Source organism: Rothia sp. HMSC069C04 (assembly GCF_001812895.1).
Classification (GTDB): domain Bacteria; phylum Actinomycetota; class Actinomycetes; order Actinomycetales; family Micrococcaceae; genus Rothia.
Genome location: NZ_KV810736.1, coordinates 382,644 through 406,602 on the forward strand (window position 1 = coordinate 382,644; position 23,959 = coordinate 406,602).

Here is a 23,959-nt window from a genome sequence, read left to right on the forward strand (position 1 = left end):
CCAAGATGGCGCTCTACCACTGAGCTATCGGGGCAACAGGTAAAACTATACAGGTCTTCACGAATGCTCGCAAGCGGAGAAGCTATGGCATACGCCACATTTATGCTTATCCGCTCTCCACACTGCCGCATGAGAGCCCAGCATTGACCAGGTATCACCACAACAGCTGATGCAAACACATCAACACACAAATACATAAAGACCGGCAGGAGAGCTCATCACTCCCCTGCCGGTCTTTGAATCATATGCGGATGACAAGGCTGCTAGCCGATAGCCTCAGCAAGCCCCTCGTACCGCAAATCCAGGCTTAGCCGAAATTTTAGTAGCGCTTGCCGCGGCCGCCAAAGTCACGGCCGCCCTCACGGTTACCGCGGTAGCCTCCATCGCGACGGTTATCACGGCCGCCGAAGTCGCGGCCGCCGAAGTCGCGGCCGCCATCACGGTTGCCACGGTAGCCACCATCGCGGCGGTTATCACGGCCGCCGAAGTCGCGACCACCGAAGTCGCGGTCATTGCGCTTGCCACCGAAGTCACGACGCTTGAAGTCGCGGTCGCCACCGAAGTCGCGGCCACCGTCACGGTTACCGCGGTAGCCGCCCTCGCGACGGTTATCGCGACCGCCAAAATCGCGGCCACCCTCACGGTTGCCACGGTAGCCGCCCTCACGACGACCACCACCGAAGCTACGGCCACCGCCGCCACCCTTGGGACCGTTGTCCTTGCGGATGTTGATGAACTCGCCAGCGATCTTGGTGTCGCGCAGGCGATCGAAGAAGTCGCGGGGCAGGTCCTCAGGCAGGCCAACAATGGTGAAGTGCTGGCGAATGTCGATGGAGCCAATCTGGGAGCCCTTAATGCCACCCTCGTTAGCCAGGGCACCCACGATAGCACCTGCGGTCACGCGGGAGGAACGGCCAACGTTCAGCTTGTAGTTGACCATGCCCTCGTCGTTGTGCGCGCGCTTAGCCTTGCGGCCGCCGCGGTCCGAATCGTCGTCGGAGAAGGGGCGGGAGTTGCGCGCGATGTCCTCTTCCTCATCCAGGAAGAACGGGCGACCCTGCTGGGCGATAACAGCCAGTGCGGCTGCGATGTCCTCAGCGGTGGTGTCGTGCTCGTTCTCGTAGTCCTCGATAATCTCGCGGAAGAAGCTCAGGTCCTCAGACTCGATGGTCTCGGTAATCTGCTGTGCGAAGCGCTGCTTACGGGTCTCGTTCACTGCCTCTGCGGTGGGCATGTGCATCGGCTCGACCTTCTGGCGGGTTGCCTTCTCGATCTGACGCAGCATGTACTTCTCACGCGGGGTGACGAAGAGGATTGCGGCACCTTCACGACCTGCACGGCCGGTACGGCCGATGCGGTGCACGTAGGATTCGGTGTCGTGGGGGATGTCGTAGTTGACGACCAGGGAGATACGCTCAACGTCCAGGCCACGTGCCGCCACGTCGGTTGCCACGAGGATGTCGATGCGGCCATCACGCAGGGCGTCAACGGTGCGCTCACGCAACTGCTGGGGGATGTCACCGTTAATAGCTGCTGCCGCGAAACCGCGTGCCTTCAACTTGTCGGCAACTTCCTCGGTTTCCTTCTTGGTGCGCACGAAGACAATGATGCCGTCGTAGTTTTCAACCTCGAGCACGCGGGTCATTGCGTCCAGCTTGTGGGAGTGCATGACCTGCATGTAGCGCTGGGAGATGTTTGAGCTGGTGGTGGTCTTAGCCTTGACGCGAACCTCGCGGGGGTCGTTCAGGTACTGCTGAGCAATCTTGCGGATCGAGTTGGGCATGGTTGCGGAGAAGAGGGCAACCTGCTTGCTGTCGGGGGTGCCTTCGAGGATCTTTTCCACGTCTTCGGCGAAGCCCATGCGCAGCATTTCGTCTGCTTCATCGAGTACCAGGTACTGCAGGTTGGACAGGTCCAGGGACCCCTTTTCCAGGTGGTCAATCACGCGGCCGGGGGTACCGACGACGACCTGCGCACCGCGGCGCAGACCAGCCAGCTGCGGGCCGTAGGGGGAGCCACCGTAGATGGGCAGGACGGTGAAGTCCTCCATGTGGGTTGCGTAGGAGGAGAAGGCTTCTGCAACCTGCAGAGCCAGCTCGCGGGTGGGTGCCAGGACCAGAACCTGGGTGTCGCGGGAGACGCCGTTGATGTCGGCGAGTTCAGCCATGCGGGACAGTGCCGGCAGCGCGAATGCTGCGGTCTTACCGGTACCGGTCTGTGCCAGACCAACCACGTCGTGGCCCTCAAGCAGCAGGGGGATGGTCTGTTCCTGGATGGGGGACGGCTTCTCGTAGCCTACCTCTTCCAGGGCTGCCAGGACGCGGGGGTCCAGGCCCAGGTCGGTGAAGCGTACGCCTTCTTCTTCAGCCTTTTCGGTGGTTTCTTCTGCGGCGGGTGCTTCTGCAGTAGCTTCTGCGGTGGTTTCTTCTGCTTCTACAGCAGGGCTCTCAACGATGTTCTCGGCGATGTTCTCAGTGGTCACAACGGTCTCTGCCTCGGCGTTCAGTTCGGCCGGGGTAGCAGTATTCTCAGTCAATTTTTCCTCTATACGGTAGGGGTGGAAGCGCACGCTTTTCGGCGCTTACCGGGTGTCCCCTTCACGGCCCAGCCACACATCATCCCCTGGGGAGTAGAGCGTCCAGGGGTCCTCCGTTACCGGCACATTCTGCAGAGGTGTTCTGCGGATGCTACGGGTAGCGGCTCTTTGCTGGGGGTGGTCTTGAATTTCTCGGCACATTATCCGCACGCTTGTTCGTACTCTACGCTCGACGCACAGTAGTTCCTGTGAATCAGGGTGTACAGGGTGGGTAATGCTCACATGCAATGTCACGTATTCCTGGTGGTTCGCCTTCCCGCTCTACGGCGGTGGTGTGTCTGTTACAGCAGACGCAGCAAAGACGCTGGACCAGAGATCGTTAAGAGAAGCCCGCGTGTACGGTGTAAACCGCAAATTTATGGGGCGTATCAATCGGTGATGGTGAGTACGGCGCACCTACAATTCCAGCACCACCTTGGGTGCCGGGTGCGCACAAGACCTTCATCGGGGGTTCCCGTGTTCTACCTAGTGTACCGCAGGGTCCCCTCCCGGGCTATAAAAAGGTGCTTAAAACCTCATCTCTTAAACGCGAGCGCCCACCCCGCTGCGTGCGGGGTGGACGCTCTTTCAGTTGCTGAGCCGAGGGGCTAGTCGACGCGTCGCACAATATCAATCGTGCCGACGGTCGCATACTTAGCGTAGGAGCTGCCGTAGCGGTCAGCCGCATACTGTGCGGCGTTGGTTGGCGGGTTGCCGCCCCAGGAGTTGCTCATGCGGTCGATGACCACGTAGTCGGGCGCTGGCTTACCGGTGTGTCCAATCCAGTAGACGGTACGACCGGGAATCAGCTGGGTCAGAATCGACAGGTCAGATGCGACCGATACCCCTTCAGGTACCTTCTGGACGGCGTCCTGCTTCATCTGGTCAGTCGTAGTCAGCGCGGAGGCGGTGAACTGCGCATTACCCAGGGACGCGAGGGGCTGCTGGGATCCGGGCACGAAAATCGGGGACGCGGCTAGAAAGAGCGCCACGGCAGGCAGAACCCACACGGGCATGCGGCGCGCCGTGGCGGTCAGGCGGCCGGGCTCGGTATTGGTCTGAGGTTCCTGCGCGGAGGCGCTATCGGCTGCGCGCGCGCCCAAACGCGCCGGAATCGCAGCGGGAACCACTCCGTAGCGTATCCGCATGACAGCGTCGAGCAGGGCGAAGAAGACGACGGGCATGAGCACGAGCGAGTAGTGCCAGGTGCTTGCCCAGTAGGATTCCATGGTGGAGAGTAGACGCCAGGCAAGGGTCGGCAGGGCAATTGCCGCGAGCGGAGAAATCACCCAGAGGACTGCTCCGGTAATGAGCAGCAGGCCGAGGGTTGCCAGCTTGGTGTTGTTGCTGAGCATCTGCAGTGCCGAGCCGAAGGGGTCGCCCAGAGCCGCAGATAAGTTCACCTTGTCGGCATAGTCGAAGTTTCCGCCGCTATTGAAGTAGGGCAGAATCACGTAGATGGCGACGGCGGACCAGAATACGCCCCAAATCATGACCATGGTGGATTCGGCGACGGCGGGGGTGCGCGCCCAGGAGGAGTAGAGCTGATGCACGCGGATTCGCATGGGGGCGGGGGTGCCCGCGGAGAGGCGCGGCATCAGAATGTCTACGGCGGTGCTCAGCCAGCCGGTGCGGATAAAGATGATGAGGCCGATGGCTGCGACAGTAATGCCCATATCTTCTTTAACGAAGGCAATGGGTAGAGCCCACCAGCAGGCGTAGGCGAGGTAGCGGGCACGTTCGGTGCCACTCACTCGCGAGGCGAGCACCAGGTAGCCGAGGCTCATGGCCAGTAGCGGCACGGCGAAGGCTACTTCGTGGAATTGGGCGGCGATAGCTTGCTGAACGCCGAAGCTGAGGGCGAATCCGGCGCCGAGCAGCAGACCGGTGATGGTCGGGATAACGCCCTGAAGTTTTGCGGACTGAGCAGTCTGCGCAGGTTCACTCTTCTGCGCATCTTCAGTTTTTTGGGCGAGCGCGAAGGCACGCTGAGTGAAGCGCACAATGGCAAAGCTTGCGAAGGCGACCAGGGCGTTCTGCACGACCAGTAGCGTGGTCGGCGAAGGGAACAGCGCGTAGACGGGTCCCAGGAGCACCAGAATCGGGTGGAAGTGGTCACCCCAGAGGTTAAAGTCGGGCCCCTTAATGGGCACGATGGGCACGGAGAAGTGCGAGTACGCCTGCGCCATCTGGGTGAAAATCGCCAGGTCCCAGGAGGGGGTAATCCAGTGCTTCATCTGTTGCAGCGAGTAGTAGGTGTACAACGCCATGACGGCGGCGGCAAGCAGCAGGCCGGGTAGTAGTTCGAGGGGGCGGATGCTTTTGACGCGCTCGGTGAGGGACTGACGCGGCTGTTTTTTGGCGCGCTGAGTACGGTCCGCGCTGGTGGCGGTGCTGTTCTTCTGTTCAGGTGCGTCAGTATTCGAGGATGCTTCGTGTGCTTCCGCTGCCATAGGCGTCCTTCTCTCGGGGTGTGTGTCCGGGCTACAGGCGCCCACAGAGCGGGTGGAACGCGTTGCCTACGTCGTGCCGGTGGCGGAGTTTGCGTTCGTTCTCGCTCTACCTTTTAGGGTATCGCATTAGCGGTGTGCCTGCCCTTCCTGCACTTTTTGTATCTTGTCCCTCAAATATCTGCCCCGGATGCTAGGGCCCGGTTTGGGCGCATAGACTGGTGTGGTGAGTACGTTTCCTTCCTCAACCCCCGGCGGTGTCACCCCTAACTGTGCGGCCCTTGACAGCCACCCGGTAGCGGGTGCTCGGCGCATCCGGCATCCTTTGGCGGCAGCTGGTGTGCCCTATGCGCCAGCGCTTGCGGATGTTCTTCAGGAGCCTACCGTTCTTCACCAGCCGCGCGTTCAGGTTCGTACTCTCTCCTCCGCCGCTTCGCCCCTTCCGGGTGTCCTGGCTCCTGAGGTGTGCGAGGTTGTGATTGAGCCGCATGTTCCGGTGCAGTTGGCGCAGACGTTGGGGTCGCTACGTCGCGGCGCTCAGGATTTTTCGTATCGTGCGCTGAGCCGCGCGGATGGTGCTGAGAGAATCTGGTTGACGGCTCGCACGCCGTTTCACGAGTTCCCAGCGGTGCTGTACGTTGAACGAGTTGCGGAGACAGCCACGCTTCCCGAGACTCTCCCCTCCCTGCATCGCCTGCTGATGCGCCCGGTGCGTATTCGTATCTGGGTTTCTTATAGTGCCGCTGATCAGCAGATGCAGGCGCGAGCCGATCTTCAGGCGCTGGCGCAGGAAATGACGTACTGGCTGGGGTTGCACGACCCCGCCGAACAGTTTGGCGCGCTGTCGTCTTTTGAGGCTCTTCCGCCGCGTATTCAGCAGGCGTGGCGGCAGAATCCGGGGCTCCGCCTCAGCGCCTCGGGGCAGTTGGACCGGCAGATGCTCAACGCCATTGTGGAGCAGCGCATCACCCAGACCGAAGCGTTCAGAACCTTAGGCTGGGTTCTGCGAAAGTACGGCTCCCCCGCCCCATCGACCGGGTTGGGGCATCAGCCCGAAGGCATGCGCGTCTACCCAAGCGCCCGGACCCTGGCGACGATTCCCACCTGGGATTGGCATCGGGCGGGCGTTGATAAAAGCCGCTACGATGCCGTGTACGCTTACGCTCGTTCCGCCGAGTCTCTGAAAAACATTGCGGCAGAAGGCGACGTGGCGCTTCTGGCGCGGAGCCTGCACACTGTGCGCGGCGTGGGCCCGTGGAGTATTTCCGAGGTTCTGCAGCGTGTGTGCGGGCACCCGGATGCCATCAGCGTGGGCGACTACCATCTGGCGCACGCGGTCGGTGAGCTGTTCATAGGTCAGCGCACCGATGATGCGGGAATGCTCGCCCTACTTGCGCCCTTTAGCCCGCATCGGCAACGTCTGGTGCGGCTCATGCACGCTTCGGGCTTCTCAAAGCAGCGCTACGGGGCGCGCATGTGCATTGAGGATCACCGCGACCGCTAACGTTCCTGCACCCTCACGAGGTTAAAAGGGGACGGGGCGCCCCAGCCGGTTGTGCCGGCGGGTGCGCCCCGTTCAAGCTCTTTTGTGGTGGTGAGCTTACTTCTTCTCTGCAGAGCCCTCTGCTGCTGCAATCTCTGCACGGACCTTATCCATGTCGAGCTCGCGAATCGAACCGATTACGGTCTCCAGCTGGTCTTCGCGCAGTGCGCCAGCCTGCTGGTAAACCAGGATACCGTCACGGAAGCCCATGATGGTGGGGATGGAGGTGATGCCTGCTGCCTGAGCGAGCTGGCCCTGGTCCTCGGTGTCGACCTTGCCGAAAACAATGTCGCTGTGCTTCTCCGAAGCCGCCTCGTAGACGGGGGAGAACTGCTTGCAGGGACCGCACCAATCTGCCCAGAAGTCCAGGAAGACGATGTCGTTGCTCTCGACGGTAGCAGTCAGGTTCTGCTGAGTAATTTCATTAGTAGCCATGAGATAAAGCTACACCCTCAAGACCCCAATCGCTAATTGTTCGCTCTGGGATTCAAACATGTGAAAGATATGACAAATTGCGGTCATAGTAAATACTTTTTGCGGCTGTTTCAGCCGGTTCACGGGCGTGTCGCGAATACTCTGGCGAATGCCCTCGTAGCCGAATGATGGACGCGCCCGACCCGGCGGGCAAAGCCCCTTGGTCGTCCCCTACAGCATCCTGAGGAAAGCCCCCAATGCGGGCACCAAGAAAATACGGGCGCAACCATGAAAGACCGTTGCTGTGGAAGATCACCGCGGTGGAAAGCCGCTGGGTTGGAAAGCGGCTGCGGAATCCGCTATAAAACTGGTTTTAGATACACAAAAGCCCGGTTACTTTCGTAACCGGGCTATTTGTGGCAGGTGAGGGATTCGAACCCCCGTAGGCAGTGCCAGCTGATTTACAGTCAGCCCCCTTTGGCCGCTCGGGTAACCTGCCGCCTAGCTAGGTGCTAGTTGCTCGCTCAAGCGAACAGAGACTACTCTACAGCAGTTTTAGGGACTTGTACACTTCACATAGAGTTTTGTGACGAAGGTTATATATCTGGTTGTATTTATCGTCTTTTCGTCACACAAGAGCGTCAGCGCACGCTCACCGCGCGCCCATATCTATCGCAGCGCCCACGCTCTCACCTTATGAATAAAGCCGCGAATAAAGCCACCGCCTACAGCAGTTTTAGAAGGAGCGGGAAGGAGTATCGCCATCCTGCTCAAGCAGAAGCACAATCTCCAGGTGCTCCAGATAGCGGCGCGCCTGCTCCACGGTGCACATGTCACCGGCAATCTCACGCTCCAGGTCACGGCGAACGCCACGGAAACGTGCCACCAGCGAAGGTTCCGTCAGGGTGATACCGATACCGTCAAAGAGAGAAGGCTCAGCATCTTCCTCGTGCAGGTCAAGGTGAATATCGTGGTGGTCAGACTCGCTGAGGCGCTCAGCCTCAGGAATATCTTCGGGCTCAGCGCCCAGAGAGGTATGCAAGTCAATGAAGAGCAGGGTTTGCAGGTCGTGAGCTTCCTCGCTCGTGTGTGCGTCCGTTGCAGACAGGTTATGAATGGTCATATCTCTATTGTCCTCTTTTTAGGTTGGTAACGCCTGTAAAACAGGCCCGTATTTCTGTTAGTTAGCTGTGAACAAGAGCCCCAACCCGGTAGGCTAGTACTAACCGGTGCCAGTAGCACCTCATTCACGAAAGGAAAACCCATGGCTAGCGAATCCTCATTCGACATTGTGTCCAAGGTGGACAAGCAGGAAGTTTCTAACGCACTGCACCAGGCGCAGAAGGAAATCTCCCAGCGTTACGACTTCCGTGGCGTTGGCGCAGAAATCGACTACTCCGGCGACAAGATCCTCATCAAGGCAAACGCCGAAGAGCGCGCACTGGCAGTGCTGGACGTTTTCCAGTCCAAGCTGGTCAAGCGCGGCATCTCCCTGAAGTCCCTGGACTCCGGCAAGCCCTACGCATCCGGCAAGGAAATCCGCATCGAATGCTCCATCAAGGAAGGCATCGCGCAGGATCAGGCAAAGAAGATCTCCAAGATGATCCGCGAAGAGGGCCCCAAGGGCGTAAAGGCGAACATCCAGGGCGACGAGCTGCGCGTCTCCTCCAAGTCCCGCGATGACCTGCAGGAAGTCATTGCAATGCTCAAGTCCGCTGATCTTGAGATTGACCTGCAGTTCGTCAACTACCGCTAAGCTCAGGCGAGGCTCTCACCCTCTATCCCCGCCCAGCGATGGGTGAGGATAGAGGACTAGAAGCCGAAACGTAAAAATCCTCGGGGTGGCTACTTCCACAGTAGCCACCCCGAGGATTTTTTGTCTGCCAACCCGTCATCGCGGGTCACAATCGTCACCCCGGGTCATATTCACGCCCAGAGATGAGGGCGACAAAAAGACTTAGTACTGACCCATCTCACGAGCCTGCTGCTGCAGACGCGCAATACGCTGATCCATCGGCGGGTGAGTAGAGAGCATGCTCTTCAGCGAACCGAAGGGATTCGCAATCATCATGGCGCTCGCCGCCTCAGTGCTACGGTTGTTCGGGTCCATCGGGTACATGGACACGCCGCTCTCCAGCTTGTGCAGTGCCGAAGCCAGAGCCAGCGGGTCGCCGGTCAGACGTGCGCCGTCCTCGTCGGCATCAAATTCACGGGTGCGGCTAATAGCCATCTGGATGACCTGAGTAGCAATGGGAGCCAGCATAGCAACCACGAACATGGCGAGGGGGTTGGAACGTTCACCATCGCGGTTGGATCCACCGAACATCGCGCCAAACGAAAGAATCTGCGCAATCGTACCGATGATGGAGGCGATACCCGCCGCCACCGAAGAGGTGAGGATATCGCGGTTGTACACGTGCATCAGCTCGTGGCCGAGCACGCCGCGCATCTCGCGCTCATCCAGCAACTGCAAAATACCCTCAGTGCAACACACCGCCGCATTCTGCGGGTTACGGCCGGTCGCAAACGCGTTCGGGGTCATAGTCGGTGCCACGTAGAGGGCGGGCATGGGCTGACCCGCGCGGGAGGACAGCTCCTCCACTATGTCGTAAAGTACCGGAACCTCTTCACGGCTGACCGGGTAAGCATTCATGGAACGTAGGGCGAGCTTATCGGAGTTCCAGTAGGTGTACACGACCGAACCCAAGCTAAACAGGCCCATAACCCAGATGAAAATGGAGGTGCGGAAAGTCGCCGAAAGCAGGCCACCGATGAGCAACATCATGCCCACCATGGAGCCCATCAACAGGGCAGTTTTCAGTCCGTTGTTATGGCTGTGCATGGGTATCCTCCTGAACAATTAGGTCAGTGCGTACAGCGTGTACTTGACTCTATAGAATACGTGCAAGCACCCGCGGGCGCACCTTATGGCACGCGGATTCACCCAGAGCGTCACCCATGCGCCGAAAGCTCAAAAGGGATTAGGGAATAGCGCCCGGAATATTCACCAGGGGCACCTGCTCCAGCACCTGCGCCGTAGCAGTGGGGAAAATACCCAGCAGCAGAATCGTGCCGTACGCGCCCAGAAAAAGGATGAAGAGCAGACCGAGCATCAGCTGACCCTCCAGATCAAAACCAGTGGTAGTACTGCGGTACTGGCCGTAAATCACCGGGGTCACGATGGGCACACCGAAGAGCAGAATCATCAGCAGAATGTAGATGGGGTTTGTGAAGTCGTACACCATGACCCTATCCTCCTTGATGGTGATCGCCGGTACGGGTTACTCTAGGTTCTTTGATTGTACGGCATCTCTTCACACCCGAGGCCGGGGCGAGGAGGGGCGCCACAGAGTGGATGAAAGGGACGCCTTGCCGGCTTATTATGAGCTTTTCATAAAATAATGATGAATTTCTCATAATAACGTGTAGACTTAAACCTATGACCGACGCAAAGACAACCTCCGACACGAAGAAGGCTCAAAGCCCAGACCATCACAACACCGGTTGCGCCCACACCACCGGCCTACCCCTGCTCTCCGCAATGAGCCCCGAACAGCTCGAAGAAGCATGGACCACCGGACTGCGCGCCAGGGGCCGCCGCGTCACCAAGCAGCGCCTCGCCGTACTCCACGCAGTGCAGGAACACCCGCACTCCACCGCCGACACCATCGTGCAGGCAGTCCGCGAGCGTATCCCCGCCATTACGGTTCAGTCGGTCTACGTGATTCTTGCCGACCTGACCGACATCGACCTGCTGCGTAAGTTTGAGCCGCCGGGAACCCCCGCCCTCTACGAAACCCGCACGGGCGACAACCACCACCACGCCTTCTGCGTACGTTGCGGCAAGGTCGAAGACGTGGACTGCGCGGTCGGCTCCGCACCCTGCCTGACCCCCAGCGATTTTCACGGCATGGCACTCTTCAGCGCAGACGTGCTCTATCAGGGCGTGTGCGTAGACTGTCAAACTGAGGCAGAAGCAGAACTGGCGAAGAGCCAGGTGCAAGCCGCAGCGAGCGTTCAGCACTAACGAACCACATTCCCACACCTTACTCCGGGCGTGAAACAGCGCCTCAGTGTTCGTTAGCTGCACCCTAAAACAGGAAGAATGCTCGTCGAAAACCACATAGCATCACCAAAAACACAAGGAGAAGCAAATATGTATCAGACCCCGCAGAACCCCATTCAGCCCGGTTCTTACACCACCACGAGCACTGGCACGCCGGTGGCTTCAGATGATCATTCGCTCACCGTGGGCGCCGATGGTCCCATCGTTCTGCACGATGCTTACACTGTTGAAAAGCTCGCTCAGTTCAACCGTGAGCGTGTGCCCGAGCGTGTGGTGCACGCGAAGGGAACCGGCGCATACGGCTACTTTGAAACCACCGAAGACGTTTCGCAGTACACCCGTGCGGCGCTCTTTCAGCCCGGCGTTAAAACCGAGCTGCTGATTCGTTTCTCAACCGTGGCGGGCGAATCCGGTTCCCCCGATACCTGGCGTGACCCACGCGGTTTCGCGGTGAAATTCTACACCACCGAAGGCAACTACGACCTGGTAGGCAACAACACTCCTATCTTCTTCATTCGCGATGCCATTAAGTTCCCCGACTTCATCCACTCGCAGAAGCGTATGCCCGGTTCGGGTCTGCGCGATCACGATATGCAGTGGGATTTCTGGACCCTCAATCCGGCATCGGCGCACCAGGTAACCTGGCTGATGGGCGACCGCGGCCTGCCCCGCACCCTGCGCCACATGGACGGCTTCGGCTCTCACACCTACCAGTGGATTAACGCCGCGGGCGAGCGCTTCTGGGTTAAGTACCACTTCAAGACCGAGCAGGGCAACGAGTTCTTCACCCAGGCTCAGGCCGATGAAATGGCGGGTAAGGATGCTGACTTCCACCGCCGCGACCTGCGCGAGGCTATCGAGCGTGGCGACTACCCCGCCTGGACGCTCTATGTGCAGATCATGCCCTATGAGGACGCGAAGACCTACCGTATTAACCCCTTCGATCTGACGAAGGTGTGGCCGCACTCGGATTACCCGCTGATCAAGGTGGGCCGCATGGTGCTGGATCGCAACCCGCAGAATTTCTTCGCCGAAATCGAGCAGGCAGCCTTCTCCCCCTCGAATTTTGTGCCCGGTATCGCGGCTTCGCCCGATAAGATGCTGCTCGGTCGTATCTTCTCCTACCCGGATGCGCATCGCTACCGCATCGGCACCAACTTCGCACAGCTGCCCGTGAACGCACCACACGCAGCGCCGGTGAACAACTATTCGCATGACGGTTCGATGCGTTATAACTTCAACGACCCCTCCGTTCCGACCTACGCGCCGAATAGTCTGGGTGGACCGCATGCGGATGCGGAACGCGCTGGCGAAGGTAGCTGGGAGTCTGATGGCGAGCTGGTACGCACCGCCTACACCCTGCGCCCGGATGATGATGATTTCTCGCAGGCTCGCACCCTCTACGAGGTAACCATGAACGACGAAGAACGCGAGCGCCTGATCAGCAACATCTCCGGTCACGTAGGCGCTGTTCGTTCCGACGAGATTCGTGAACGCGCGTTCCAATACTGGGATAGCGTTCACCCTGAGCTCGGTTCTCGCGTTCGCGAGGCCGTGGCAGCCGCCGCATCTGGTTCATAAGATACGGCAGCGTCTGTTCTCCTGTAGATTCGAGAACATGACGCACAGCTGGCTACTACTATGGGGTCGGTGACTTTCAGTAAGGTGGAGTCACCGGCCCCATATTTTAAACCCGTTTGCAGGATTACAACCCTCTCCAAACACAAAAATCGCCCGAAAGAGACAACACCGTGTGGGTGTTTCTTCCGGGCGATTTTACGTGACGGGTTTTACGAACTATGCGGATGCACTAGCACCAGCGGGAGAAGCGCCGAAGACCGCTTCCTGTTCACCCACAATCTCCAGCAGCTCGCGAATCTGCGCCGCGGTCAACACCGTGGAGGGGTTAATCGCGTTCACCTTCACGCTCGGAGCACCAATCTCCAGGGCGTAACGCAGAATATCCAGGGCGTTCGCCGAACGCACCTCAATATGCGGATCCAGTGCCGCAATCTCAATGGGCGAAGTGAACACCAGCAGGCTCTGCGGGTTACCGTTCTCATCCGGGTCAAAGACGAAAGAGGTACCGGACGGGTCGGCAGGGTCAACGCCCACCAGCAGCACGGACGCCGGGGACACCAGCGAGCCGAGCAGCATCTGCATGTTGTCCTGCACCAGCGCCATTTTCGCGCCATCATTGCGGGGAGAAGTGACAATCCAGTGCACCTGAGCGCGCTCAATGTAGCACTCGTGGTCAGTGCCGGGGTCAACCACAATCAGGTCCAGCGCCTCATTGTTGAGGAAGTCAATGAAGACCTTCATCGCCGGTTCGCGCAGAATCAGCTCGTCGCCCTCGGATTCCTGGCGCACGTAGCTCTTGCCAATGTGCTCGGAGGAGGAGAACACGCACAGCGCCTGCATGCCGGTCTCGGGCATGCGAATGACCTGGTGGGCCAGTACCGACTCGGGGCCCATCGGGTCAGTCTCGGAGGGAATCAGCAGGGAGCCGGTCGCATCAAGTAGAACGTCTCCACCAAGCATCGTACGAACCACGTTAATGAGGGTTCGCTCCTGCACGTCGTTGCGGAAGGTCTCCAGAGCAGCAACCAAGTAGGGGTTCGGAATCTCATGCTCGCTCGAAGACAGTGCCGCGGCGGCGGAGTGGCGGGCACGACCCTCCATACGCTCACGAGCCCACTGCGGGATACGCGACGCATCGCGAGGGAACTCAGCCAGGTGCTCACGCACGTCGGTTGCGGTCAGGGTGCCCTCATTCTTCCAGCTAGCGGGCTCGTCGTCACGGTTGTAGGAGGCACCCACGCTGAACTGCGGGTTGGGCCAGCCGGTAGCCGCAACCACGATGGAGGCGGTAAACCAGGTGCCGCGGTTACCGTCGTAGGCGGCGCGCTGTAGCTTACGGACCTCAGCAATAATGGGCGAGCCGTCCTTGAGCGGGCCGATGGTGCCAATGAACTCTTCGCCGTCGCGGAATTCACGCACACGCACGAAAATCTGACCTGCCAGAGGCTTGACGTCCAGCACCATTTCGCTCCAGCCGGAGTCAACACTAACGACATCCAGCAGCCAGCTTCCAATGTTGTTCAGCGCATCCTGGATGCGCGCGGCGCGGCTACTCGTCTCGGCAAGGCGGGGTTCAGTCATAGTTCATACATCCTTGAGTGTGAATACGGCGCGGCTGGAGGCATCCGTGTTCGGTCGTAGTGTCGGCTTACAGGGTGCCGGAAGAAGCCGTCCCTTCGATTCTAACGAACACAGGCACTCAACGCAGATAGTTTACGCCGAAAGATATATGCTCTACCTCTCCCTCAGAGCTCTTGGATACGGCTCAAACAGGCGCCTTAGAGCCCAATACGCCTAAAGCACACACTAAAACCGGGGATACACGGCATAGTGAACGCTAAAAGGTTGATAATCTTGAAGCATGACGAATTCTCTGCAGGATCTTATCGACGCATCGATTTTTATCTCCACCGAGTACCAGGCTCGACTCGCCGAGCTCGTGGGTACCTCCGAGTGGAACGTGGACTTCACTTCTCAGTCCCTGGACTTTGAGACCGTTCCCCCGCTCTCGCTCAAGCCGCACCTGCTGGGCACCGAATCCGAAAACCGCGGCACCTGGATTTGGTCCTGGCAGCAGCTGGGCTACTTCCCCGACTCCGTGGTTTCCGCGGCCATTCAGGCCCGCGAAGCTGGCGAGCGCGACGGCCTGGTCGAGCTGACCACCGATGAGCTTCCCCTCTCGGAGTCCCTGGCCCGCCGGCTCACCCTGGCGGCCAAGACCCTGAGCGGTCTCTACGCCCACTACCCGCTGCCCGCCGGTGCCGGTGTGCGCGCGTGGACTCTGCTGGAGGGTCACGAGCTGACCCTCGAGGCCCCCACCTACAAGGGCATCGGCCGTGTTATCGCCAAGACCCTGCAGAGCGAAGAGATTCACAACCAGGTTCTGGCGGTGGATTCCTACGCCCAGCAGCGCGGCTTCCACATTGCCTGGGATACCGAGGCAACCGCCGTGCTGACCGCAACCGACGGTGCACTGCGCCTGTGGTTCGACGACGGTCGCATCAGCGGTATTGAGGAGGCCGAGCCGCAGGTTGGCCCCGAGGTTCTGGAGCAGTGCGCCGCCGCCGCTGCCCAGCGTCGCGAGTCGCTCGCAGCCGCCCGTACCGAGATTGAGCGCATCGCCGCAGCCGAGGCCGCCGCTCAGAGCGCCCAGCGCGAGCAGGAGGCCGCCGAGCGCGCCGCCGCCCGTGCCGAGGCCGAGCGCGCCGTCGAGATTGCGGAGCACGCACCGGTTGCTGAAACCTACGAGGCACCTGCCGCCGAAGCTTACGAGGCACCTGCCGCCGAGGCTCAGCCCGCCCCGGCGGAACAGCCCGTCGAGGAGCACGAGCCCGAGCAGGCCCGCGTCTACACCGACGCCTCGATTGGTGCCGAGGACGAGCAGCACGTTGAAACTCACGAGGCTCCCGCCGAGCAGGCACCGGCAGAGCAGCACGCCGAGGAGCCCGAAGCTTACGAGGCACAGGGCGAGTACACCGAAGAAGAAATCGCCGAGTACGTGGAGCCGATTCACAACGCCGGCGACGCCCCCGACCTGCCCGCCGAGCACGAAGAAGCCGCTCACGAAGAGTACGAGCGTCAGCACTTCGAGGAGCGCCGCGAGGAAGAGCAGCAGAAGCCCGAGCCCAAAAAGAAGGGATTCTTCTCCCGCTTCTTCGGCCTCTAAACCGAATACACAACACTCCGTCAGGCGCGGTATCCTCGTGGTACCGCGCCTGCGGCGTCCCTAGCGTATGCTGCACCCCGTATCGGGTACAGTAGTGTGCGCGCATCGAAACCTGTGTGGGTACCCAGCTGGCGCATCCCGATGAATAGCTTAGAAGAACGTAACCGAAGAATCAGGTCAGACGAAACCATGTCAGAAACGCAGAAGCACACCACCCGCAACGGGTTTATCACCATCATCGGCACCTACATCATTTGGGGTCTGCTCCCCCTGTATTTTGTGCTGATGGCGCCAGCAGGACCGATTGAGATTGTGGTGGCGCGAGTGGTCTTCTCTCTCATTTTCTGCGCCCTGCTACTACCGATTGTGCGGGCAACCGCGGACTTCCGCCGCGCCCTCAAGGACCGCCGCATCATGCTGGTACTGACGGCGGCATCGTTCCTTATCTGCGCGAATTGGCTCATCTACGTGGTGGCGACAACGACCGGCCACACGATTGACGTGTCCCTGGGCTACTTCATTAACCCGCTGGTCTCCGTGGTGTTGGGCGTGATTTTCCTGCAGGAGCGACTGCGCGCCGCACAGTGGGTGTCCGTGGCAATCTCGTGCCTTGCCGTGCTGATGATGAGCCTCATCTACGGTCAGGTACCCTGGACCGGTCTGGGCGTGGCGTTCTCCTTCGGCATCTACGGCCTGCTCAAGGCACGTATCGCTCACGAGGTGAGCCCCATCGTTTCGCTCTCCCTCGAAACGCTGATCCTGGCACCCTTCGGCGTTGCCGCCCTCTTCGTACTCAACGCGCAGGGTCAGATGACCCTCCTCAGCGAGGGTGCCGGTCACTTCTGGCTTCTCGCTTCCACCGGCGTGGTCACCGTTGTGCCGCTTATGCTCTTCGCCGCGGCAACCAAGGCGCTGCCGCTCTCGGTTATCGGTATGGTGCAGTACCTGGGTCCGACCATCCAGTTCATTCTTGCCATCACCGTGTTGCACGAGCACATGAGCCCCGATAAGGTGCTGGGCCTGAGCCTCATCTGGGTTGCTCTCATCATCTTCACCGTGGATGCGTTGCGCGCCTCCCGCTCCTACCGCCCCTCCGCGCTGTCCGATCCGGAAACCGGTATGATTCCGCTGGTCAGCACCGACAATGTGCAGGCCGAGGACGTGCAGATTATTCTCGAAGAGCAGGAACAAACCCAGCGACCCAAGAACAAGTAGCTCTCTCAAGCTAGCTCGTTCTGCTCAGCAAATACCCGCATAAAACACAGTGATGCCCCGCTGGCTAATGCCAGTGGGGCATCACTTTATGTCGCGTTCACACGCTAAAGCTCAGAACCCTGAGCTTCAGCAGCATCATCGAGAGCATCCAGATCCGGATGACGGTGCAGGTTCAGCATCGCCAGGCCCAGGCCACCCCAGATAATCAGGATGGCCACAATCAGCATCACAATTGCAGAGATAGACATGAGGGCTCCTAACGGGTAATGGTCGTATCGACGTGGCCGTGCTCCACCTGACCGGAAATCACCGGAGGTGCCGGCGGCTCTTCAGCCGCACGAGACTTCTTCGACCAGGGCAGAAGAGAAACAACGATCGCACCAACCAGAAGCAGTGCGCTCATACCCCAACCGAAAATCGCCAGCAGATCCGCGGGGTAACCCTCATACGGGGTCGCAATCAGCTTGATAACGCTCTGAATCAGAGAGTAACCCAGAATCAGCGGGGTCACGACGGCCAGCAGAACCATCCAGATCTTACCAACCTTGATGGAGGAGTAACGGTTCAGGTGCTCGGCCAGGGCGGGCAGCGCACGCACCACGTACGCCACGACGATGATGGCGCACAGGCCGGCGGCCAGAATACCGAAGAGGTTCACGAAGTTATCGAGAATATCGAGCACGTACAGGCCGGTGGTGGTCGGCATCAGCAGCAGCGAAATCACGGCGACCGGAATAATCACCAGGGCGGTGGAGGCAAGACGCGAGGTGGCGAACTTATCCTGAATACCAGCGATAATCACCTCAAGAATCGAAATGAGGGAGGTGAAACCAGCAAAGAGCAGGGAGCCAAAGAAGAGGATACCGATCAGCACGCCGCCGGGAGCCTGAGAAATAATGGTCGGGAACGCAATGAACGCCAGGCCAATACCGCTGGTTGCAACCTCGCTCACCTGGGTGCCAGCAGCCTGAGCCATAAAGCCCAGAGCAGCGAACACACCGATACCCGCCAGAAGCTCAAAACCGGAGTTCGCGAAACCAACCACAGCACCGGAACCGGTCAGGTCAGTCTTAGGCTTCAGGTAGGAGGAGTAGGTAATCATAATACCGAAGCCAATGGACAGGGAGTAGAAAATCTGACCGTAGGCAGCAACCCACACATCCGGGTTAGCCAGGGAGTCCCAGCTAGGGGTGAACAGAGCATTCAGACCATCGGCCGCACCGGGCAGGGTCAGCGAGTAAATCACCAGACCAACAAACATGACCAGCAGCAGCGGGATAAAGATGATATTGGCTGCACCCACACCCTTCTGAACGCCCAGAGCCATCACAGCAAGCAGGACGCCCCACACGAGAACCATGGGGATCAGGACGTTCATGTTGAAGTCCAGGGAGACACCGGGGGTTTCTGCGACCTTCAGGAACTCGCCATTGAAGAACGCCTTCGGGTTATCGCCCCACTCATTGGTGAAGGAGAAAACCATGTAACGCAGCGACCACGCCACAATAGCGGCATAGTAGATAGCGATGACGAAGTTAATACCCATGTGCCACCAGCCGATGAACTCGGTCTTACGGTTCAGACGGCGGAAAGCTAGCGGGGAAGACGCACGCGCACGGTGACCGATAGCGTAGTCAAAGAAAAGGAAGGTCAGACCAGCGGTCAGCAGGGCGACAATGTAGGGAATCATGAAGGCGCCGCCGCCGTTATCAAATGCGATGTAGGGGAAACGCCAAATATTGCCCAGGCCAACAGCAGAACCGATGGCGGCAAAGATGAAGACGCGACGGCTGGAGAAGCCTTCGCGCTTCGTGGGCGCCTTAGGGGTAGATGCTCCCATAGTTGTAAACCTCGAATGTGTGGGGACGCGGATGGTTGGTGCGAGAATAACCCGTCGGAGTGGTTGGGCTCTGCTCGCGTCCAGAAATAGTAAATGGCTCTCCAACACGGGTTGGGTGTGGGAGCCGTCAAGCGCCGGAGGGGTGGATGTGCACCTCGGACATGCCTATAAGGTTTACCTTAAAGGTAGGGGCCGGTCAAGAAGACCCCAGCATGCGGAAGCTTTCGGAGGGTAAGAGGAGCCCCAAAGCACCCCTAAAATCGGCGCCGACTAGTCATAACGCAGAAAACCCCCGCCGAATCCGGGCAGATTCAGCGGGGGTTTTGAAGTATGAGACACCCGGAAGTCGTTAGACTCGGGTACACGCTACACGGCGGGTTTTAGCCTTCGCGGTGAACCACAGCGTGAGCGAAGGACTCCAGCGCAGCCTTCGCGGTGGACTCGGGCAGCGGAGCAATCGCGGCGATTGCACGGTCCGCCCAATCGTAGGCGATCTGCCATGCTTCCTGGGTGACCGGGTGGGCGGCGAGCGCCTCCACAGCGGTCTCCAGAGCCTCGTCGGAGCTGAGGTCGGCATCCAGCAGTGCACGAACCTTGATAGCAGATTCGTCGCCGGCAGCTACCGCACGGTCCAGCAGGATGGTCGGCAGGGTCGGCACGCCCTCGCGCAGGTCGGTGCCGCGGGTCTTACCGCTGGTCTTACCGTCGCTCACAATGTCAATCACGTCGTCAGCCAGCTGGAACGCCACGCCCACCAGCTCACCGTACGCCTTGACCATGGAGATAACATCTTCGGAAGCGCCCGAAAGCAGGGAGCCGTACTCGCCAGCTGCGGCAATCAGGGAACCGGTCTTACCCTCAATGACCGCGATGTAGTGGTCGAGCAGGTCCTGACCCTCGCGGGGGCCGGTGGTCTCAAAGAGCTGACCGAGCACCAGACGCTCAAAGGTCTGGGACTGAATCTTCATGGGGCGGGTGCCCAGCTCGGACACCAGCAGGGATGCGCGGGAGAAGATCAGGTCGCCGGTCAGAATTGCGACGGAGTTGCCCCAAATCATCTGGGCGCTGTCCACGCCGCGGCGCTTGGGGGCGTCGTCCATCACGTCGTCGTGGTAGAGGGTTGCCAGGTGGGTCAGCTCAACGACCACGGCAGCTTCGATGACGTCATCGTTGATTTCGCCGTCTACGGCTGCGCAGAGCAGCGCCAGCAGGGGGCGGACGCGCTTACCACCAGCGGAGAGCAGGTGGCGGGAGGCGACATCCGCCAGGTGGTCAGTCTGTGCGATGGCTTCTGCCAGGCGCTCCTCAATACGTGCGAGCGAGGAGAGAATCTGCGGACCCAGCTTGGGGTCAGCGGCGATGAGTTCAAAGCCTGCGGGCAGTTTCAGGTCGAGGTCTCCCAGCAGGTCGGTTGCGGCAATGGGCTGCTCTGCGTTGCTCACGGTGTCTTCTATCTTCTTGGTGTTGGTGTCTTCAGTGGTGTTAGTGTCTTCGGTGGTGTGTGAACGCGGTGTCTATGCGTTGTGTGCTTCAGGCTTGAAACCGCGGTGAATGGCTACGATGCCGCCGGTGAGGTTGCGGTACTGCACGGAGGTGAAGCCCGCCTCCTTGAACTTCTGCGCCAGTTTCTGCTGGTTAGGCCAGGTGATGATGGACTCGGCGAGGTATTCGTAGGATTCGGGGTTGGAGGAGATTGCGCGGGCAATCGGCGGGATTGCCTTCATGATGTAGTTCTTGTAGACCGCGCCGAAGGGGGCGAAGGTCGGGGTGGAGAACTCCAGGACGACGATGCGTCCGCCGGGCTTGAGTACGCGGTAGATTTCACTCAGTGCCTTGGGGTAGTTGGCGACGTTGCGCAGACCGTAGGACATGGTCACTGCGTCGAAGGTTTCGTCGTCAAAGGGTAGGGCGGTGACGTCTGCCTGCACGAAGGTCATGTCGGGGCGGCGGCGGCGACCCACGTCGAGCATGCCTTCGGAGAGGTCTGCTGCGATGACGTCCACGCCGGCGTCGGCGAAGGGTTCGGAGGAGACGCCGGTACCTGCGGCTACGTCCAGTACTTTCTGGCCGGGGTGCGCGTCTACGGCGGCGACTGCCTGCTTACGCCAGTAGATGTGCTGGCCGAGGGAGAGGATGCCGTTCATGAGGTCGTAGCGTTCAGCGACGGTATCAAACATGGCGGCAATATCGCCGGTTTTCTTGTCTAGGGTTGCGCGGGTTGCGCGGGTGTTCTTCTCTGCGTTCACGCTCTCAATTGTGGCATGGAGGTTACTAGATTCGATAGTTGGGTAAACCGTAGTAGTGTCGCACGGTGCGTTAAGGTGCGTTCTGAAGTGGTTTTCGAGTCGCTAATTCGGGGTTTTATTCAGTTTTTGGGGGTGTAAATTATTCATATTCAGCAAAAATTTATGAATATTTATGTATATACTTGCATTTTTTAACATAGGCGCGCACAATAGACCATAGATTTCATAGAGCACACCCCACACAGGAGCATCCCAATGAACACCGCAATCCTCAAGAAGGCATCCCTTAAGCCCCTCGCACTACTGGCAGTGCTACCTCTGGCCCTGACCGGCTGCGTCTCCACCGCCAACGAGAACTCTGACGCCAACGGCGAGGTCAGCCTCGTCAAGTCCGGCACCCTCAGCGTCTGCACCAACACCCCCTACAAGCCCTTCGAATACGAAGAAAACGGCACCATTGTCGGTCTGGATGCAGACATCGCCAACGCTATCGCCTCCGACCTGGGCGTGAAGGCTCAGCTGACCTCCATTAGCTTCGAGGGCCTAGACTCCGGTACCGGCCTGGCTACCGGTCAGTGCGATATCGCCCTGGCGGGTATCGGCGTGACCGATGAACGTAAGAGCAAGATGGAATTCACCACCGTCTACTTCGACGACAACCTGGCAATCCTGGTTCCCAAGGGTTCCTCCATCACCTCTGCCGCAGACCTGAAGGGCGTGAGCGTTGGTGCGCAGCAGGCAACCAGCGGTGAAACCTACGCCAAGGAAAACGGTGCAGAGGTCATCCAGTACGAAGACACCTCCCTCATGTTCTCCGCTCTGAAGACCGGTCAGGTCAAGGCAGTCGCAGCGAACCTCTCCGTGGTATCCGAGGCACTGACCAATGATCCGGACTCCTTCAAGATCGCCTACCAGGATTCCGAGAACACCGAGCAGATTGCCGCAGCAGTTTCCTCCAACAACAAGGCACTACTGACCAAGGCAAACGCCACCATCGCCAAGCTCAAGGAAAACGGCGAGCTCGACAAGATGAAGGCCAAGTGGGTTGGTGCCACTTCCTCCACCTCCGCGAGCGCCTCTTCCTCCGCTTCCTAAGCATCTAGCCGGTTAGCCTCTCCCCCAATTCAGGAGTACCTTATTACTTTTGGGTTGGGGGATTCTCCGGCCTCTACCCTTGTGAGCGTATAAAACGCTCTTGACCGAACAGCACACGGATAAGAAAGCGCATGTCCTCTAAACTCTCACCCCGTCAGAAGCAGAAGCTCTTCCGCTACGCACAGTACGCCCTTCTGGCAGTTATCGCTCTGGCAACCATTCTTTTGGCTGACTGGAAGACCCTCAGCCAGCAGGTATTCAACCTGGACGTTGCGGCTCAGCAGTTCCCCGACGTCATCACCGTGGCGTTGAAGAACACCCTGCTGTACACCACCTTGGGCTTCATCGTGGGCCTCTCCGGCGGTTTGCTGCTGGCACTCATGCGTATTTCCTCCATCGCCCCCTACCGTTGGATTGCGACCCTGTACGTGGAGCTTTTCCGCGGTATCCCGGCGCTGCTGGTCTTCTTCGCGTTCGGTTACGGTATTCCTCTGGCGTTCAAGATCCGCTTCGTGGATAACCTGATTCCGGTGACCCTGTCCCTGGGTATGGTTTCGGCTGCTTACATTAGTGAGGTTCTGCGCGCGGGCCTGCAGGCGATCCCGAAGGGCCAGATGGAGGCGGCACGCTCCCTGGGTATGTCCCACACTCGCGCGATGATTTCGATCATTATTCCCCAGGCGTTCCGCGTGGTTCTGCCCCCGCTGACCAACGAGGTTATCTTGCTGACCAAGGACTCCTCCCTCGTGTACCTGCTGGGCGTGACCGTCTCGCAGTACGAGCTGGCGAAGTTCGGTCGTGAGGGCCTGACCGCCGCTAACGCGGGCCTGACTCCCCTGGTGGTTGCGGGTCTGTGCTACCTGATTATCACTGTTCCGCTGGGCCAGCTCTCCGCATACTTTGAGCGCCGCACCCAGCTTGCGGGCCGCAAGTAAGCGCAACGACAGATACGGATTACGGAAGATACTATGACTGCTTCAACTTCATCCATGGCCGCCTCCTCGGTGCGCATTTCTAACCTGCACAAGTCCTACGGCAAGGTTCAGGTTCTCAAGGGCATTGACATGCAGGTCGAGCCGGGCGAGGTCGTGTGCCTTATTGGCCCTTCGGGTTCCGGTAAGTCCACCCTGCTGCGTTGCGTGAACCTGCTGGAGGAGCCGAACGACGGCACCATCATGGTGGGCGATACCGAGGTCACCGACCCGGACGTAGACATTAACCGCGTGCGTACCCACATGGGTATGGTGTTCCAGCAGTTCAACCTGTTCGGCCACCTGAACATTCTGGATAACTGCACGATTGCTCAGATTAAGGTTCTGGGCCGTTCCAAGGCTGAGGCGGAGGCGGTTGCCCGCGAGCAGCTGGCGAAGGTTGGTCTGGAGGGCAAGGAAGACCGCTTCCCGGCTCAGCTGTCCGGTGGTCAGCAGCAGCGTGTGGCTATTGCGCGTGCGCTGTCCATGAACCCGGACCTGATGCTCTTCGATGAGCCGACCAGTGCACTCGACCCGGAGATGGTCGGCGAGGTTCTGAGCATTATGCGCAACCTTGCTGACGAGGGCATGACCATGATCGTGGTGACTCACGAGATGGCGTTCGCCCGCGAGGTCGCCGATAAGGTCGTCTTCATGGCCGATGGCGTGGTCGTGGAGGAGGGTCCCGCCGATCAGGTGATTGGCAACCCCCAGCACGAACGTACTCAGGCTTTCTTGGCGCGCGTGCTCGATCCGACCCACGCCGTAGTAGACTAGTACTAGCTCTTGAAAAACGT

Annotated in this window: 20 protein-coding genes and 1 tRNA gene; 9 read left to right on the forward strand and 12 right to left on the reverse strand. The window is 59.6% G+C overall.

The genetic code is table 11. The annotated features are described in order from the left end of the window. Positions 1-319: 319 nt before the first annotated feature. Together HMPREF2879_RS04265 and HMPREF2879_RS04270 are read right to left on the reverse strand one after the other, a co-directional pair. A complete protein-coding gene (locus HMPREF2879_RS04265; protein WP_070634880.1) occupies positions 320-2,536 on the reverse strand; it encodes a DEAD/DEAH box helicase in 2,217 nt (738 codons plus the stop codon). 647 nt (positions 2,537-3,183) lie between these two features. Continuing rightward, positions 3,184-5,028, reverse strand: coding sequence for a DUF2079 domain-containing protein (locus tag HMPREF2879_RS04270; protein ID WP_070634881.1), 1,845 nt, complete (start codon positions 5,026-5,028; stop codon positions 3,184-3,186). Between the two features lie 337 nt (positions 5,029-5,365). On the opposite strand from HMPREF2879_RS04270, the gene HMPREF2879_RS04275 reads away from it, so the two are divergent. Beyond that, the gene (locus HMPREF2879_RS04275; RefSeq protein WP_246822902.1) at positions 5,366-6,529 is read left to right on the forward strand and encodes a DNA-3-methyladenine glycosylase family protein; all 1,164 of its coding nucleotides are present in this window, start codon (positions 5,366-5,368) and stop codon (positions 6,527-6,529) included. A gap of 96 nt (positions 6,530-6,625) precedes the next feature. Here HMPREF2879_RS04275 and trxA read toward each other — a convergent pair whose 3' ends face one another. The 3 genes from trxA to HMPREF2879_RS04290 form a co-directional block, all read right to left on the reverse strand. Continuing rightward, positions 6,626-7,003, reverse strand: coding sequence for a thioredoxin (gene trxA, locus HMPREF2879_RS04280; RefSeq protein WP_012902990.1), 378 nt, complete (start codon positions 7,001-7,003; stop codon positions 6,626-6,628). A gap of 396 nt (positions 7,004-7,399) precedes the next feature. Beyond that, a tRNA-Tyr gene (locus tag HMPREF2879_RS04285) sits at positions 7,400-7,481 on the reverse strand. A 237-nt stretch (positions 7,482-7,718) separates the two neighbouring features. Continuing rightward, positions 7,719-8,105: a hypothetical protein gene (locus HMPREF2879_RS04290; protein WP_049341066.1), complete on the reverse strand. Its 387-nt coding sequence runs from the start codon at positions 8,103-8,105 to the stop codon at positions 7,719-7,721. Between the two features lie 141 nt (positions 8,106-8,246). Between HMPREF2879_RS04290 and HMPREF2879_RS04295 the strand changes: the two genes are divergently transcribed. Then, the gene (locus tag HMPREF2879_RS04295; RefSeq protein WP_049341065.1) at positions 8,247-8,738 is read left to right on the forward strand and encodes a YajQ family cyclic di-GMP-binding protein; all 492 of its coding nucleotides are present in this window, start codon (positions 8,247-8,249) and stop codon (positions 8,736-8,738) included. A 201-nt stretch (positions 8,739-8,939) separates the two neighbouring features. Here the strand turns inward: HMPREF2879_RS04295 and htpX are convergent, their stop codons facing one another. Further along, entirely contained in the window at positions 8,940-9,824 is an 885-nt protein-coding gene (gene htpX, locus HMPREF2879_RS04300; RefSeq protein WP_049341063.1) for a zinc metalloprotease HtpX, read from the reverse strand. 139 nt (positions 9,825-9,963) lie between these two features. After that, positions 9,964-10,227 (reverse strand): hypothetical protein, encoded by a 264-nt coding sequence (locus HMPREF2879_RS04305; RefSeq protein ID WP_005504804.1) that lies wholly within the window; start codon positions 10,225-10,227, stop codon positions 9,964-9,966. Between the two features lie 194 nt (positions 10,228-10,421). Between HMPREF2879_RS04305 and HMPREF2879_RS04310 the strand changes: the two genes are divergently transcribed. Next, the gene (locus tag HMPREF2879_RS04310; protein ID WP_049353374.1) at positions 10,422-11,009 is read left to right on the forward strand and encodes a Fur family transcriptional regulator; all 588 of its coding nucleotides are present in this window, start codon (positions 10,422-10,424) and stop codon (positions 11,007-11,009) included. A 129-nt stretch (positions 11,010-11,138) separates the two neighbouring features. Beyond that, positions 11,139-12,629, forward strand: a complete 1,491-nt coding sequence (locus tag HMPREF2879_RS04315; RefSeq protein ID WP_049353375.1) for a catalase — start codon at positions 11,139-11,141, stop codon at positions 12,627-12,629. Between the two features lie 216 nt (positions 12,630-12,845). Here the strand turns inward: HMPREF2879_RS04315 and HMPREF2879_RS04320 are convergent, their stop codons facing one another. After that, a complete protein-coding gene (locus HMPREF2879_RS04320; RefSeq protein WP_070634883.1) occupies positions 12,846-14,210 on the reverse strand; it encodes an SseB family protein in 1,365 nt (454 codons plus the stop codon). Between the two features lie 280 nt (positions 14,211-14,490). Between HMPREF2879_RS04320 and HMPREF2879_RS04325 the strand changes: the two genes are divergently transcribed. Beyond that, positions 14,491-15,795, forward strand: coding sequence for a DUF6882 domain-containing protein (locus tag HMPREF2879_RS04325; protein ID WP_070634884.1), 1,305 nt, complete (start codon positions 14,491-14,493; stop codon positions 15,793-15,795). Between the two features lie 189 nt (positions 15,796-15,984). Next, positions 15,985-17,010 (forward strand): EamA family transporter RarD, encoded by a 1,026-nt coding sequence (rarD, locus tag HMPREF2879_RS04330; protein WP_049360815.1) that lies wholly within the window; start codon positions 15,985-15,987, stop codon positions 17,008-17,010. Positions 17,011-17,114: 104 nt separating this feature from the next. Here the strand turns inward: rarD and HMPREF2879_RS09185 are convergent, their stop codons facing one another. The 4 genes from HMPREF2879_RS09185 to HMPREF2879_RS04345 form a co-directional block, all read right to left on the reverse strand. After that, the gene (locus HMPREF2879_RS09185) at positions 17,115-17,258 is read right to left on the reverse strand and encodes a methionine/alanine import family NSS transporter small subunit (protein WP_083309631.1); all 144 of its coding nucleotides are present in this window, start codon (positions 17,256-17,258) and stop codon (positions 17,115-17,117) included. 8 nt (positions 17,259-17,266) lie between these two features. Then, on the reverse strand, positions 17,267-18,850 hold the full coding sequence (locus HMPREF2879_RS04335; RefSeq protein WP_070634885.1) for a sodium-dependent transporter: 1,584 nt from the start codon (positions 18,848-18,850) through the stop codon (positions 17,267-17,269). Positions 18,851-19,230: 380 nt separating this feature from the next. Further along, positions 19,231-20,292, reverse strand: a complete 1,062-nt coding sequence (locus HMPREF2879_RS04340; RefSeq protein ID WP_070633751.1) for a polyprenyl synthetase family protein — start codon at positions 20,290-20,292, stop codon at positions 19,231-19,233. A 72-nt stretch (positions 20,293-20,364) separates the two neighbouring features. Continuing rightward, entirely contained in the window at positions 20,365-21,096 is a 732-nt protein-coding gene (locus tag HMPREF2879_RS04345; protein ID WP_070634886.1) for a demethylmenaquinone methyltransferase, read from the reverse strand. A gap of 255 nt (positions 21,097-21,351) precedes the next feature. Here HMPREF2879_RS04345 and HMPREF2879_RS04350 point away from each other — a divergent pair, with 255 nt between their 5' ends. The 3 genes from HMPREF2879_RS04350 (at position 21,352) to HMPREF2879_RS04360 (ending at position 23,939) form a co-directional block, all read left to right on the forward strand. Beyond that, complete coding sequence (locus HMPREF2879_RS04350) at positions 21,352-22,191, forward strand: ABC transporter substrate-binding protein (protein ID WP_049349163.1); 840 nt, start codon at positions 21,352-21,354, stop codon at positions 22,189-22,191. Between the two features lie 131 nt (positions 22,192-22,322). Then, positions 22,323-23,126 carry an amino acid ABC transporter permease gene (locus HMPREF2879_RS04355; RefSeq protein ID WP_070634887.1) on the forward strand — a complete coding sequence of 268 codons (804 nt, stop codon included), beginning with the start codon at positions 22,323-22,325 and terminating at the stop codon, positions 23,124-23,126. 33 nt (positions 23,127-23,159) lie between these two features. Beyond that, positions 23,160-23,939 carry an amino acid ABC transporter ATP-binding protein gene (locus HMPREF2879_RS04360; RefSeq protein WP_070634888.1) on the forward strand — a complete coding sequence of 260 codons (780 nt, stop codon included), beginning with the start codon at positions 23,160-23,162 and terminating at the stop codon, positions 23,937-23,939. The last annotated feature ends 20 nt before the right edge of the window (positions 23,940-23,959 follow it).

Coding starts and splice junctions, on each gene's coding strand:
- HMPREF2879_RS04350 (WP_049349163.1), top strand. CDS start 21,352: ATGAACACCGCAATCCTCAAGAAGGCATCCCTTAAGCCCCTCGCACTA.
- HMPREF2879_RS04325 (WP_070634884.1), top strand. CDS start 14,491: ATGACGAATTCTCTGCAGGATCTTATCGACGCATCGATTTTTATCTCC.
- HMPREF2879_RS04315 (WP_049353375.1), top strand. CDS start 11,139: ATGTATCAGACCCCGCAGAACCCCATTCAGCCCGGTTCTTACACCACC.
- trxA (WP_012902990.1), bottom strand. CDS start 7,003: ATGGCTACTAATGAAATTACTCAGCAGAACCTGACTGCTACCGTCGAG.
- HMPREF2879_RS04360 (WP_070634888.1), top strand. CDS start 23,160: ATGACTGCTTCAACTTCATCCATGGCCGCCTCCTCGGTGCGCATTTCT.
- htpX (WP_049341063.1), bottom strand. CDS start 9,824: ATGCACAGCCATAACAACGGACTGAAAACTGCCCTGTTGATGGGCTCC.
- HMPREF2879_RS04305 (WP_005504804.1), bottom strand. CDS start 10,227: ATGGTGTACGACTTCACAAACCCCATCTACATTCTGCTGATGATTCTG.
- HMPREF2879_RS04295 (WP_049341065.1), top strand. CDS start 8,247: ATGGCTAGCGAATCCTCATTCGACATTGTGTCCAAGGTGGACAAGCAG.
- rarD (WP_049360815.1), top strand. CDS start 15,985: ATGTCAGAAACGCAGAAGCACACCACCCGCAACGGGTTTATCACCATC.
- HMPREF2879_RS04310 (WP_049353374.1), top strand. CDS start 10,422: ATGACCGACGCAAAGACAACCTCCGACACGAAGAAGGCTCAAAGCCCA.
- HMPREF2879_RS04355 (WP_070634887.1), top strand. CDS start 22,323: ATGTCCTCTAAACTCTCACCCCGTCAGAAGCAGAAGCTCTTCCGCTAC.
- HMPREF2879_RS04320 (WP_070634883.1), bottom strand. CDS start 14,210: ATGACTGAACCCCGCCTTGCCGAGACGAGTAGCCGCGCCGCGCGCATC.
- HMPREF2879_RS04270 (WP_070634881.1), bottom strand. CDS start 5,028: ATGGCAGCGGAAGCACACGAAGCATCCTCGAATACTGACGCACCTGAA.
- HMPREF2879_RS04335 (WP_070634885.1), bottom strand. CDS start 18,850: ATGGGAGCATCTACCCCTAAGGCGCCCACGAAGCGCGAAGGCTTCTCC.
- HMPREF2879_RS04290 (WP_049341066.1), bottom strand. CDS start 8,105: ATGACCATTCATAACCTGTCTGCAACGGACGCACACACGAGCGAGGAA.
- HMPREF2879_RS09185 (WP_083309631.1), bottom strand. CDS start 17,258: ATGTCTATCTCTGCAATTGTGATGCTGATTGTGGCCATCCTGATTATC.